Genomic DNA, 13,134 nt, shown 5'->3' with positions numbered 1-13,134 from the left:
AATAAAAAATAAAATGAAGTCATTTATTGGTACCGGTGTAGCTTTGATAACTCCTTTTAAGGAAGATTTATCTATAGATGTACAAGCACTGGAAAACCTGGTAGAAAACCAGATCGAAAATGGAGTAGATTACCTGGTGGTTTTAGGAACAACCGCCGAAAGTGCGAGTCTTGATAAGGAAGAAAAACAACTTGTAATAAATACCGTAGTTAAGCAGAATAATAAACGTTTGCCTTTGGTTTTGGGGCTTGGCGGCAATAACACTCGTGCGGTATGCGAAGAACTGGAAACAGGTGATTTTTCAGGATTTGAAGCCATACTTTCGGTTTCGCCTTTTTATAATAAACCTACTCAGGAAGGGATTTACCAGCACTTTAAAGCTGTGGCTGCTGCATCTCCGCTGCCGTTAATTCTTTATAACGTACCAGGCAGAACTGCCTCTAATATGCTGCCGGAAACTATAAATCGTATTGCAAGTGATTTTGATAATATTATAGGAGTGAAAGAAGCTGCCGGAGATATGGTGCAGGCTATGAAGTTAATAAGTTTGGTGCCAAAAGATTTTCTCGTAATTTCTGGAGACGATATGCTTACCCTGCCTATGGTTCTAGCTGGAGGAAAAGGTGTGATTTCGGTAATCGCACAGGGATTACCAGCGGAATTCTCTAAAATGGTGTCTTTAGGATTAGAAGGTAAATCAGCCGAAGCTTATGCGCTTCATTATAAGATGCAGCAATCTATAGATTTGATTTTTGCTGAAGGAAATCCTGCCGGAATTAAAGCTTTGCTCGCCCAAAAAGGAAGCATTAAAAATCACCTGAGATTACCTTTAGTGAAAGCAACACTTGGGCTTCAGCAGCAAATTGAAGATTTCCTGAAGAATTTTAAATAAACGAGCGGGGAGTATTTAAATCCCGATTCTCGAGTAAAAAACTTCGGAGCAAGCTCACGAAGCATTGTTATTGGAAAATATAATCTGATTTCAAGGCAAGCCTCTGAGCATTTAATCTCGATTATCGAGTAAATTTTGAAAACTAATTACAGAGACTGTCTGAAAAGTCTAGTTTCGTCAAGCTGAACTTGTTTCAGCTTCTAACATGTTTTGAATATCAACACCTTAGATTCTGAAATGAATTCAGAATGACGATTTAAAAGCTTTTCTGGTAGTCTTATTTTTTCAGCAAGTACCTTAATTTTTCCATTTTCAGTATAATAAAAAGCAAGTTAAAAGGTTATATAAGGCGGTAACACAAAGTTTTTTTTATAATGAAGAAAAATGTACTTTTGCCAGATGTTTTTACAAATGATGAAGAAAGCAATTTTATTAGCAGTAGTTTTAATGCTAACTGTATCCTGTGGGGAGTATCAGGAATTACTTAAAAGCGATGATAGCGGAAAGAAATATTCTTACGCTGAGGAGCTATATAACGAAGCCCAGGAAAATGGAGATAAACGTAAATATCGTAAAGCCTTAAGGTTGTTTGAACAAATTGTTCCCGAATATCGCGGTAAACCTCAAGGAGAAAAGCTTAGCTTCTTATTTGCGAACACCTATTATCAATTAGGTGATTATTACCTTTCTTCTTATGAGTTTGAGCGTTTTCAGCAATCTTACCCTAATAGTGAAAAAGTAGAAGAGGCTGCTTATAAAAAAGCCAGAAGTTTTTATGAACTATCTCCTAGCTACGATTTGGATCAAACAGATACAAACAAAGCGGTAACAGAGTTGCAGGCTTATTTAAACGCTTATCCGGAAGGCGAACATGTAGAAGAAGCCAACGATATGGTGGCTGAGTTGCGAATAAAATTGGAGAAAAAGCAATACGAAATAGCTAAGCAATATCATTTAACAGGAGAGGCTAGAGCCGGAAATTACCAGGCTGCTATCACCTCCTTTACAAATTTCCTTGCTAATAATCCCGGGTCTCCATTTAGGGAGTCTGCACAGTATTACAGGTTCGATTCGGCTTACCGATTGGCCGTTAATAGTTTTAGGCAATTAATGGAAGAGCGCCTTAAAGAAGCGCTGGAATATTACCAGACTTATAAAAAGTATTATCCGGAAGGCGAATATATGGAGCCTATGGAAGCTTCAGTAGAAGATATAAAATCACGCTTACAAAATTTTTAATAGTAGAAGAAAGATGGATATTAAAAAGACAGACGCACCAATTAACACAGTTACCTTCGATAAAAACAAGGTAGACGAGCCAACAGGTAATATATACGAGGCTATCTCTGTAGTGGCAAAAAGAGCAAATCAAATTAATTCTGAAATCAAAAAGGAATTATTGGAAAAGCTTGACGAATTTGCGACTTACAACGACAGTCTTGATGAGATTTTTGAGAACAAAGAGCAAATAGAGGTTTCTAAGTTTTATGAAAAACTTCCAAAACCTCACGCACTTGCTATGCAGGAATGGTTAGACGGTAAGATCTATTATCGAAACACCAAAGATTCTGAAGCAGAAGCTTAATTAAGATGTCTGTACTAAAAGGCAAAAAAGTGCTTTTGGCCATTAGTGGTGGTATTGCCGCCTATAAATCTGCATTTTTAGTACGCTTGTTTATTAAAGCCGGTGCACAGGTGAAAGTTATCATGACACCGGCTGCCAAAGAATTTGTTACACCGCTTACGCTTTCTACCTTATCTAAAAATGAGGTGTTTTCTTCCTTTACCGAAGATGATGAAGATGAGCAATGGAACAATCACGTAGAACTCGGCCTTTGGGCCGATTTTATGGTTTTGGCCCCTGCCACTGCCAATACTTTATCTAAAATGGCATCGGGGAATAGCGACAACTTTTTGCTCGCAACCTATCTTTCTGCCAAATGTCCTGTCTTCTTTGCGCCTGCAATGGATTTGGATATGTTTAAACACCCGTCCACAAAAAATAGTTTTGAGAGCCTGAAATCCTACGGAAATATTATGATTCCTGCAGGAACCGGCGAACTTGCCAGTGGTTTAAAAGGTGAGGGGAGAATGGCAGAACCCGAAGCGATTATCGATTTTCTGGAAACATATTTTTCTAAAAACCTTCCATTGAAGGGGAAGAAAATATTAATTACCGCCGGCCCAACTTACGAGGCTATAGATCCGGTGCGCTTTATAGGAAATCATTCCAGCGGAAAAATGGGCTTCGAGCTTGCTAAAAAAGCAGCCGAACTTGGGGCAGAGGTTATTCTTATTGCCGGCCCTACACATTTGCAACTTGATGATCCAAAGATCAATTTAATAAGAGTAGTGAGCACCCACCAAATGTATACGGCTGTGCATAATCATTATGAAAGTGTGGATATAGCTATTGCTGCTGCCGCGGTTTCAGATTATACCCCAAAGATCGTAGCGACTCAAAAAATTAAAAAGGCAGATGAAAATCTAAGCCTGGAACTTACCAAAACCCAGGATATCCTCTTATCTATGGGAAATAAGAAAACCCATCAAAAACTTATTGGTTTTGCTTTAGAAACCAATAACGAACTTGCACACGCGCGGGAAAAACTAGCTAAGAAAAATCTGGATTTTATCGTACTTAACTCTATGAACGATGCCGGCGCCGGATTTAAAAAGGATACCAATAAGATCACTTTAGTTTACAAAGATTCAGAAAAGGCTTTTGACCTAAAATCCAAAACTGAAGTAGCTACCGATATTTTAAATGAAATTGTACATTTGTTAGATGCGTAAATTTCTATTTCTTATTCTTTTAGTTGCCGGGATGCCTTTTGCTGTGGCCCAGGAACTCAATTGCGAAATAGTAATAAATACCGAGCAAACGGGGCAAAGCAATCTATCTGTTTTTAGAACTTTAGAGAATTCACTTCGGGAGTTTGTAAATCAAACTTCGTGGACCGATAAAGAGTTTGAAGCGGGAGAACGCATCAGCTGCAGTATGTTTATTACCATAAATGAGTTTGAAGGAGAATCTTTTAGTGGGACTATCCAGGTGCAATCCTCCAGGCCGGTTTACGGGTCTAACATGGTAAGCCCTGTTTTTAATTTTAACGATAATCAATTCAGTTTTAATTATCGGGAATACCAGCCTTTAAATTATAGCCAGAACTCTTTTTCCAATAACCTGGTTTCGGTAGTTTCTTTTTATGTGTATACGATATTAGGATTGGATGCCGATACCTTTGCAGCCGAAGGTGGAACTGCTTACTACCAGGAAGCTAACCGAATTGTAAATACTGCGCAACAAAGTGGTAGAACAGGTTGGAGTGGTGCCGATGGGCAAAGCTCTAGGTTTAGACTGAATTCCGATTTACTTTCTAATATGTTTACCGAATATCGTAATTCTTTATATCAATATCACCGCCGGGGATTAGACGTGATGCATAAAGATCCTGAAACCGGGAAAATAGCTATTGCTGATGCGGTAGAAAGCTTAACGACCATGAATTCCAGGCGGGCAAATTCTTTATTGCTTAGGACCTTCTTTGATGCGAAAGCCGATGAGATAACCCAGATTTTTAGTGGTGGTCCAGATATTAACCGCCCTCGTTTTAGCGAGATTTTAAGTGGACTTGCGCCCCGATACGCTCGAAATTGGAGAAACCTGCAATAAAAGTTTTCTGCTCGATAATCGCGGTTTAAAAGTTGAATATCCGTAAACAGTCATACTTTAAAATTTAGACCCTGAACTGGTTTCAGGGTCTAAATTGAATGGTAGGTACTATTCGTGTTAGATGCTGAAACAAGTTCCTGCATGACGATTTTTTCATAAATTCACTTCTATGAGGGAAACCGGATATACATTTGAAAAGTATTATTTCTTTAGCAAACGTCTGTATAATCGAATTTTCCCCTTTTGATATAACTTCCGGGTTTACCCAAAGTTTATTGTTGATTGGGAATAAATTCTCCCTTATATTTAGCCCAAATTTAGTTCACATTGCTCACAGCTCTATCTATAAAAAATTACGCCTTAATTGAAGATATAAATATTAAACTTCAGGAAGGTTTTACGATAATTACCGGGGAAACCGGTGCCGGTAAATCTATTATGCTGGGCGCACTTGGCCTTCTTTTAGGTAACCGTGCCGATTATGGCAGTATTCGCGATACCGAAAAAAAATGCGTGATAGAAGGTTCCTTTAATATAGCTAATTATAAGCTAAAGGATTTTTTTCTTGCTGAAGATCTGGATTATGAAGAAAATACCATTATTAGGCGTGAAATTCTGGCTTCCGGGAAATCCCGGGCTTTTGTAAATGATACGCCGGTAAAACTGACTTCCCTTAATAGGTTGGGAGAGTATTTAATTGATATTCACAGTCAGCATGAAACTTTAAGTTTAGGAAATAACGATTATCAATTCCAGGTAATTGATACTATTGCGAATAGCGATGCTTTATTGTTGGAATATAAATCTGAACTTAAATCTTACAAAAATCTTCAAAAAAAGCTGTTAGCTTTAAAAGAGCAGCAGGCGCTGGCAACCAAGGAATACGATTATAACCTCTTTTTATTGAATGAGCTCGAAGAAGCGCGTCTAGAAAATGGGATGCAGGAAGAGTTGGAAAGCCGGTACGAAGAATTGAGTAATGTAGAAGAACTCACAGAAAATTTGAGTTCAGCGTTAAATTTACTGGAACAGGAAGAAATAGGAAGTTTAGACAGTTTAAAACAGGCTCGTGCTTCTCTGTCTAAAATAGCTGGTTTATCTTCAAATTATGAAAATTTTCATCAGCGTATTGAAAGTGTAATTATAGAACTGGACGACCTTTCTGCCGAAGTAACTGATGCTTTAGACAGGGTAGAGGCTAATCCGGAAGAACTTGAAGCAACCAACCAAAAGCTTCAGTTAATCTACAACTTACAGAAAAAACATTCCGCAGAAACTATCGCCGAATTATTGCAAATAAAAAAGGAGCTGCAGGAAAAAGTTTCGGTAAGTGAAAATGCCGAAAATACACTTTCAGAATTAGAAAATGCCATTGTAAAACAGGAAGCTAAATTAGGTACAGTTTCAAAAAAGCTGCACGAAAAACGAAAAGCAATTATCCCGACTTTTATAAAAGAGGCAGAGCTTTTATTAACCGATTTAGGAATGCCGAATGCTCGTTTAAAAATAGCGCTGAAAAAAGCTGCAAATTTTCTCGCTAACGGTCAGGATGAATTATTCTGGTTTTTGACGGCGAATAAAGGCGGAGATTTTAAAGAAATAAAAAAGGCTGCTTCCGGTGGGGAACTTTCAAGAATTATGCTGGCAGTAAAAAGTATTTTGGCGGCGCAAAGTAAACTTCCTACTATTATTTTTGATGAAATTGATACGGGTGTTTCCGGAGATATTGCACAAAAAATGGCTGGTATTTTACAGCGCATGGGGAATTCTATGCAGGTAATTGCTATTACCCATCTGCCGCAAATTGCCGGTAAAGGAAATAGTCATTTCAAAATATTTAAAGAAGATTCAGCCAATGCCACGACCACGAAAATCGAGGAGTTAAAAGAAGACCAAAGAATTGAAGAACTTGCCATGATGCTTGGTGGTAAAACTATTGGAGAATCGGCATTAGCCCATGCACGTGCACTTTTGGATTAAAACTATGGTCTGAATGTAATTTTGCTATCTTTACCGCAAAATTGAGATTTAAATACACGGGGCTTGCCTCAAAATTAAAATATTTTTCTTTATGAATACCTTGTGAGCTTGCTCTAGGGTAGTTTATACTAACAATCACAAAAAATAGATCACTATGTCATACAACCTGTTAAAAGGAAAAAAAGGAATTATTTTTGGCGCTTTAGATGAGAATTCGATTGCCTGGAAAACCGCCGAACGCGTTAAGGAAGAAGGTGGGGAGTTTGTGCTTACCAATGCTCCTATCGCTTTAAGAATGGGAACTATAGATAAACTGGCTGAAAAGACCGGTTCTAAAGTTATTCCTGCCGATGCTACCAGCATTGAAGACCTGGAAAACCTGGTTGAAAAATCTATGGAGATCCTTGGCGGAAAAATAGATTTCGTACTTCACGCTATCGGGATGTCTGTAAACGTAAGAAAAGGAAATCATTATACAGAGCAGAATTACGAATTCACCCAAAAAGGCTGGGATATTTCTGCGGTTTCTTTTCATAAAACCATGCAGGTGCTTTATAAAAAGGAAGCGATGAACGAGTGGGGAAGTATTGTAGCGCTTAGCTATATGGCCGCACAACGCGTATTCCCAGATTATAATGATATGGCCGATAATAAAGCTTTTTTAGAGTCTATTGCCCGTAGTTTTGGTTATTTTTTCGGAAAAGATCATAAGGTAAGGGTGAACACTATTTCACAATCGCCAACTCCAACTACTGCAGGACAGGGAGTAAAAGGATTTGACGGTTTTATAGCTTATGCCGATAAAATGTCGCCACTTGGTAATGCAACTGCATTGGAATGTGCCGATTATACGGTGAGTTTATTCTCTGATCTTACTAAAAAAGTTACGCTTCAAAACCTTTTCCACGATGGTGGTTTCGCCAATATGGGCGTTAGCCAGGAAGTTATGGAGTCTTTTGTAAAGGGGCAGGAAGAGAAATAAAAAATTAAGTTCAGTGTGACGTTTTGGTTTCACGTCATGCTGAATTTATTTCAGCATCTAAGTTGTTTTTATAACGGTGTTTTAGGGCGAATTGAATTTCATTCAACCTAGATTCTGAAACGAGTTCAGAATGACGAAAACGGCATCAAGGTTAAGCTATCCCGAAGAATCTGGGTATTTTCATTTAGATTCTGAAACAAATTCAGGGTGTCGTTGTTTTCACGTCATGCTGAATTTATTTCAGCATCTAACGTGATTTTAAATTTTACCGACCTTAACCCCAGAAACAAGTTCCTTTAGACTTGCAAAAGTAAAATCTTCAAATTCTAATAAAAGCATGGCCCTGGATTATTCTTTTGTGATTCCTGTGTATAACCGCCCCGGTGAGGTTAGGGAATTGTTGGAAAGTATGCTTCAGCTAAAATTTTCCCGCAATTTTGAGATCGTGATCATAGAAGATGGTTCTACTGATACTTCGCAGCAGATCGTGGAGAAATTTCAGGATAGACTTGATATTAGCTATTATTTTAAATCGAATTCAGGCCCCGGTGATTCCCGGAATTTCGGAATGAAAAAAGCAAAAGGTGACTATTGCCTTATTCTGGACTCTGATGTTTTATTGCCTCAAAACTATCTACAGGAAGTAGATAATTTTCTGCAGGAAAATTACTGCGATTGCTTTGGTGGGCCAGATGCTTCACATCCTTCATTTAGCAACACACAAAAGGCCATAGATTATAGCATGACGTCTTTTCTTACTACCGGCGGGATTCGGGGAAGGAAATCTTCGGTTAACGATTTTCAGCCCAGGAGCTTTAATATGGGAATTTCCCAAAAAGCTTTTGAAGCCTCAGGCGGATTCGGACAAATTCATCCAGGTGAAGATCCCGATCTTTCCCTTCGACTTAAAAAACTAGGTTTTAAACTTTGTTTGATTCCAAATGCAGTGGTTTTTCATAAACGTCGTATAGACTGGTCTAAATTTTATATACAAGTGAAAAAATTTGGATTGGTACGGCCTATTCTAAATAAGTGGCATCGGGGTTCTGCTAAGATCACTTATTGGTTTCCCACGGTTTTTACATTTGGACTTTTATTTGCTATTTTACTTTTAAAATTGGGATTCTGGTGGCTATTTCTAATATATGTCTTATATTTTATGCTTATTGCCACCCATGCCGCAGTTAAAAATAGAAGTTTAAGAATTGGTTTTATGGCTGTTTATGCTACACTGGTACAATTTCTTGGTTATGGTTACGGTTTTATAAAGTCGGTTTGGTATATTCAAATATTAAAACAAGACCCGAAACTTAAATTCCCGAATTTATTCTTTAAAAATGTTTGAAAACATAAAATTTAAACGCATTTCCATAAAAAGATCCAGTTTAAAGACCTTTGGGTTCTTTTTGTTGTTCTCTTCCTTTGTCTGGTTTTCTGTACAGATTTCTAAAGAATATACCCAAATTATAGATATTCCTGTGTCTTACATAAACACCCCCTTAGATAAAAGTATCTCTAAAGAAAGGCCAGAACATTTAAAGTTAAGAATACAGGATAGGGGCTTTACTATTTGGTATTATCAACTTTTTAAGCCCGAGATAGAGTTAGATCTTGGTAAAGCATTTGATCAAAATGGAGCGTTGGTTTATAATTTTGAAGCCAACCGTGAGGGACTGGAAGACCAGGTAAATATCAATTTTGAAAATGCCCGGTTTATTCAAGAAAATCTCGCCATAGAATATCAGCCAAAAAAGATAAAAAAGGTAAAGATTAATCCCCGGATAAATTTAAGTTATGCGGTTGGTTATTCAGCTAGTAATGAGGTGAAACTAAATCCAGATTCCATAAAGATAAGTGGTCCCGAAAATATTATTGATACCCTACAAAGCCTAAACACGGTTTATTTAAAAGTAAATAATATTAAATCTAATATTTCTGGGAGCGTTAAAGTAGATACTTCTAAGCTTGGAATGCTTAGTTTTTATACTACCCAGGTAAATTACAGCCAGGAAGTGGAAAAGTTTACCGAAGGTAGTGTAAAAGTACCGGTAGAGATTTTAAACCTTCCAGAGAATACTAATATTTCTATATTCCCCAAGCAGGTTTTAGTGTATTTCCAGGTGAATTTAAGGCAATATGAAATGGTAAAGGCCGAAGATTTTAACGTGGTTTGTGATTTTAATGATATAGATGAAGGTGATGATTTTATAATTGCCAGTATTGTGAAATCTCCTTCTTTTGTAAGAAACCTTAGACTTAATGAGCGTAAAATTCAATTCGTAATAAAACGATGATGGTAGTGGGTCTAACAGGTGGAATTGGCAGCGGAAAAACCACCGTAGCTGGCTTTTTTAAAGAAAAAGATGTGCCTGTGTATATTGCCGATGATGCAGGAAAACGCCTCCTGGAAACTTCAGCAGAAATAAGGGAAAAGGTAATAGCATTAATTGGAGAAGAAGCCTATACAGGAAAATCACCTAATCGCAAGCATATCGCTTCCGTAGTATTTAAAGAATCAGAAAAGCTGGAGGCTTTAAATAAGATAATTCACCCCGCCGTAGCAAAAGATTTTGAAAATTGGCAGCATAAACAAAATTCGGCTTATGTAATTTATGAAGCTGCTATTCTCTTTGAAGCAGGAGGCTATAAAAAATGCGATTTAAATATTCTTGTGAGTGCGAACAAAGAAGAAAAGCTAAAAAGATTACAAGCACGCGATCAAAGTACAATAGAAGAGATTGAAGCCAGAATGAACAAACAATGGAGTGATGAGCGCAAGAGAAAACTGGCCGATTTTGAAATTGAAAACCACGATTTATCCCTTACCAGAACCCGGGTTGACGAATTACATGACATTATCTTAAAACGAGGTAAAAATTAGCAGAAGTTTTGTTAACATTTGGTTAAACGATTGACGCCCTAAATGTTAAAATATTACTTTTGGGCACATGAATAAAAAGCTTTTTTTACTGCTTGTAATCTTAATGAGCCTGTCCCTTATTGGCATTATTTTCGTGCAGGGATACTGGATTAAGAGTACTGTAGATGATAAAGAAGAGCAGTTTACCTACGATGTTAAACAAGTGCTTTTACGCGTAGCGAATCAAATTCAAAACCAGGAAATTGAAGATTACTGGATGAAATTCAAGGATGCCGATAGTACTAATAGTCGGTTGGAATCTTCTACAGTTACCGAATATTCTTACGTAAATCAAAATAAATTAAGGAATCAGACCCTTTTTCATTCCGATGCCATTTTAGAAGAAGATTATAAGGTTTCTTCCGGCTTTATAGAATCGGCGAGGGATAGCATTCCTTTTACCAAGCTCATTAATAAAAAAGTGACCAGTATTGTAAACAGTCGCAATAATATAGATGGAAGCAAGCTTAGCTCACAACAGCAAATAGAACGTATTATTCGTATGGACGAATATGAGAAAAATTTGTTGAAAGAATATATTGCTGATCATACCAGCAGGTTGCCCTTACACCAAAGAGTAAGTGAAGAAACTATAAAAAGGCTTTTAACCCAGGAACTTAGCAACCGCGAAATTGCATCAGAATTTGAATATGGCGTGTATAGCAGTAGTATTTCTACCAATTTACATAGTGATAACTTTTCGCTAAGTCATCCTGCTACTTATGGGGTGCCACTTTTCGCAGACGATCTTGGAAATAGTAATTATCAGTTGTTGGTTAATTTCACCGAAAAGAAAAAAGTAGTGCTGTCTTCGGTAACCTTAATGGCCTCACTTTCTATAATCTTTACCCTTATTATTGTAATCGCCTATTCCAGTGCCTTATCCCAATTGATAAAGCAACGGCAAATCTCACAGATAAAAACCGACTTTATCAATAATATGACCCACGAATTTAAAACACCTATCGCTACCATAAACCTGGCTTTAGATGCGATAAAAAACCCTAAGATTAGTAGTGATGAAGAAAAGAAGAAGCGCTATCTTAAAATGATTCGTGACGAGAATAAAAGAATGCACGCCCAGGTAGAAAACGTTTTGCGTATTTCTAAGCTGGAAAAGAACGAGTTGGACCTTAAAAAGGAAAGGCTGCAGTTGCACGAAATTGTAGAAGACGCTATTACTCACATAGAACTTATTGTAGAAGATCGTGGCGGGTATTTGCAAACCCATTTTGGAGCGCTACGCTCTTCAATTTTGGCTAATCAGGATCATTTTACCAATGTAATTGTGAATATGCTGGACAATGCCGTAAAATACTCTGAGGACGAACCTAAAATTGATGTTTATACAGAAAATGTAAAGAACTACATCATTCTAAAAATTCGCGATCAGGGAACGGGAATGTCTAAGTTGGTTCAAAAGAAAATATTTGAAAAATTTTATCGCGAACATACCGGCGATATCCATAACGTAAAAGGTCACGGATTAGGTTTGGCTTATGCTAAGCGAATTATAGAAGACCACCACGGGCAGGTTTCGGTAGAAAGCGAAAAAGGAAAAGGAAGCACATTTATAATTAAATTACCTCTAATATCTTAAATATATGGAAACTGAAAACAAGAAAATTTTATTAGTAGAAGACGATCCCAACTTTGGAACGGTCTTAAAAGATTATTTGGCGATGAACGATTACGAAGTAACGCACGCCAAGAATGGAATGGAAGGATTTGAAAAGTTTAAAAAAGACGATTTTGATCTTTGTATCCTGGATGTAATGATGCCTTACAAAGACGGTTTTACCCTGGCTAAGGAGATAAGGGAAAAGAACGAGGATGTTCCAATTATTTTCCTAACCGCTAAAGCGATGAAGGAAGATGTACTTAAAGGCTATAAAGTTGGGGCAGACGATTACCTAAACAAGCCTTTTGATAGTGAAGTATTGCTAATGAAAATCAAAGCCATTATGCAGCGTAAAGCTACAGATAGCGTGGCAGATTCTAAACAATTTGAATTCGAAATTGGTTCGTTTCACTTAAATTCTAAGTTAAGGTTCTTAACTTTTAAAGACGAGGAAGCACAAAAACTGTCTCCAAAAGAAAACGAATTACTGCGTTTACTTGCCCTGCACGAAAACGATTTGATGCCAAGGGAACTGGCGCTTACCAAGATTTGGAGAGACGACAATTACTTTACTTCCAGAAGTATGGATGTATATATTGCCAAACTACGTAAATACCTTAAGAAAGACGAGAATGTAGAGATTCTAAACATTCACGGTGAAGGATTTAGATTGGTAGTTAAAAATCAGGAAAACGCTGACGCATAAAGCGAGGTGATTTTCAGTTTCCGGAAATAATGAGAGTGGCTTAAATGTTTATTTCATTTCATGTACCGTCATGCTGCCCCGATAATTCGGGGTTGTTTCACGAGCCGTCATGCTGAATTTATTTCAGTATCAGACGCATCATTTTAACGTCATCCTGAACTTTTTTCAATGGCTCGTCATGCTGAATTATTTCAGCATCTAAGTTGATGGGAGTTCTAACATGTTAGATCCCCGAAAAAATGCGGGGCAGGCTCTGAAACTAGTTCAGGATGACCTTGAAAAGAGACTTTAACAAAAAGGTCATTCTCATTGTTTTCTTACCGGAAATTCCACAAAACTTACCAGGCCGCTATCGGC

12 protein-coding genes are annotated in these 13,134 nt (G+C 37.4%); all 12 read left to right on the top strand.

Going from position 1 to position 13,134, the window contains the following annotated elements; genetic code table 11:
• Positions 1-13: 13 nt before the first annotated feature.
• The 12 genes from dapA (at position 14) to B5X51_RS04160 (ending at position 12,777) form a co-directional block, all read left to right on the top strand.
• Positions 14-892, top strand: coding sequence for a 4-hydroxy-tetrahydrodipicolinate synthase (dapA, locus tag B5X51_RS04215; protein ID WP_079719679.1), 879 nt, complete (start codon positions 14-16; stop codon positions 890-892).
• Between the two features lie 414 nt (positions 893-1,306).
• The gene (locus B5X51_RS04210) at positions 1,307-2,131 is read left to right on the top strand and encodes an outer membrane protein assembly factor BamD (protein WP_245828699.1); all 825 of its coding nucleotides are present in this window, start codon (positions 1,307-1,309) and stop codon (positions 2,129-2,131) included.
• Positions 2,132-2,144: 13 nt separating this feature from the next.
• On the top strand, positions 2,145-2,477 hold the full coding sequence (locus tag B5X51_RS04205; protein ID WP_079719612.1) for a DNA-directed RNA polymerase subunit omega: 333 nt from the start codon (positions 2,145-2,147) through the stop codon (positions 2,475-2,477).
• A gap of 5 nt (positions 2,478-2,482) precedes the next feature.
• The gene (gene coaBC / locus B5X51_RS04200) at positions 2,483-3,688 is read left to right on the top strand and encodes a bifunctional phosphopantothenoylcysteine decarboxylase/phosphopantothenate--cysteine ligase CoaBC (RefSeq protein WP_079719611.1); all 1,206 of its coding nucleotides are present in this window, start codon (positions 2,483-2,485) and stop codon (positions 3,686-3,688) included.
• Entirely contained in the window at positions 3,681-4,568 is an 888-nt protein-coding gene (gene porD, locus B5X51_RS04195) for a type IX secretion system protein PorD (RefSeq protein WP_079719610.1), read from the top strand. Before coaBC ends, porD begins: the two co-directional genes overlap by 8 nt.
• Before the next feature lie 327 nt (positions 4,569-4,895).
• Complete coding sequence (recN, locus tag B5X51_RS04190; protein ID WP_079719609.1) at positions 4,896-6,548, top strand: DNA repair protein RecN; 1,653 nt, start codon at positions 4,896-4,898, stop codon at positions 6,546-6,548.
• A 154-nt stretch (positions 6,549-6,702) separates the two neighbouring features.
• The gene (locus B5X51_RS04185) at positions 6,703-7,530 is read left to right on the top strand and encodes an enoyl-ACP reductase FabI (RefSeq protein ID WP_079719608.1); all 828 of its coding nucleotides are present in this window, start codon (positions 6,703-6,705) and stop codon (positions 7,528-7,530) included.
• A gap of 337 nt (positions 7,531-7,867) precedes the next feature.
• Positions 7,868-8,875, top strand: coding sequence for a glycosyltransferase family 2 protein (locus tag B5X51_RS04180; protein WP_079719607.1), 1,008 nt, complete (start codon positions 7,868-7,870; stop codon positions 8,873-8,875).
• Positions 8,868-9,824: a YbbR-like domain-containing protein gene (locus B5X51_RS04175; protein ID WP_079719606.1), complete on the top strand. Its 957-nt coding sequence runs from the start codon at positions 8,868-8,870 to the stop codon at positions 9,822-9,824. Before B5X51_RS04180 ends, B5X51_RS04175 begins: the two co-directional genes overlap by 8 nt.
• A complete protein-coding gene (gene coaE, locus B5X51_RS04170) occupies positions 9,821-10,411 on the top strand; it encodes a dephospho-CoA kinase (RefSeq protein WP_079719605.1) in 591 nt (196 codons plus the stop codon). The genes B5X51_RS04175 and coaE overlap by 4 nt, the downstream gene beginning before the upstream one ends.
• 67 nt (positions 10,412-10,478) lie before the next feature.
• A complete protein-coding gene (locus tag B5X51_RS04165) occupies positions 10,479-12,050 on the top strand; it encodes a sensor histidine kinase (protein WP_079719604.1) in 1,572 nt (523 codons plus the stop codon).
• A gap of 4 nt (positions 12,051-12,054) precedes the next feature.
• Positions 12,055-12,777, top strand: a complete 723-nt coding sequence (locus B5X51_RS04160) for a response regulator transcription factor (protein ID WP_079719603.1) — start codon at positions 12,055-12,057, stop codon at positions 12,775-12,777.
• Positions 12,778-13,134: the final 357 nt, after the last annotated feature.

The organism is Salegentibacter holothuriorum, from assembly GCF_900168045.1.
GTDB lineage: Bacteria > Bacteroidota > Bacteroidia > Flavobacteriales > Flavobacteriaceae > Salegentibacter > Salegentibacter holothuriorum.
This window is presented reverse-complemented; position numbering and strand designations above follow the sequence as displayed.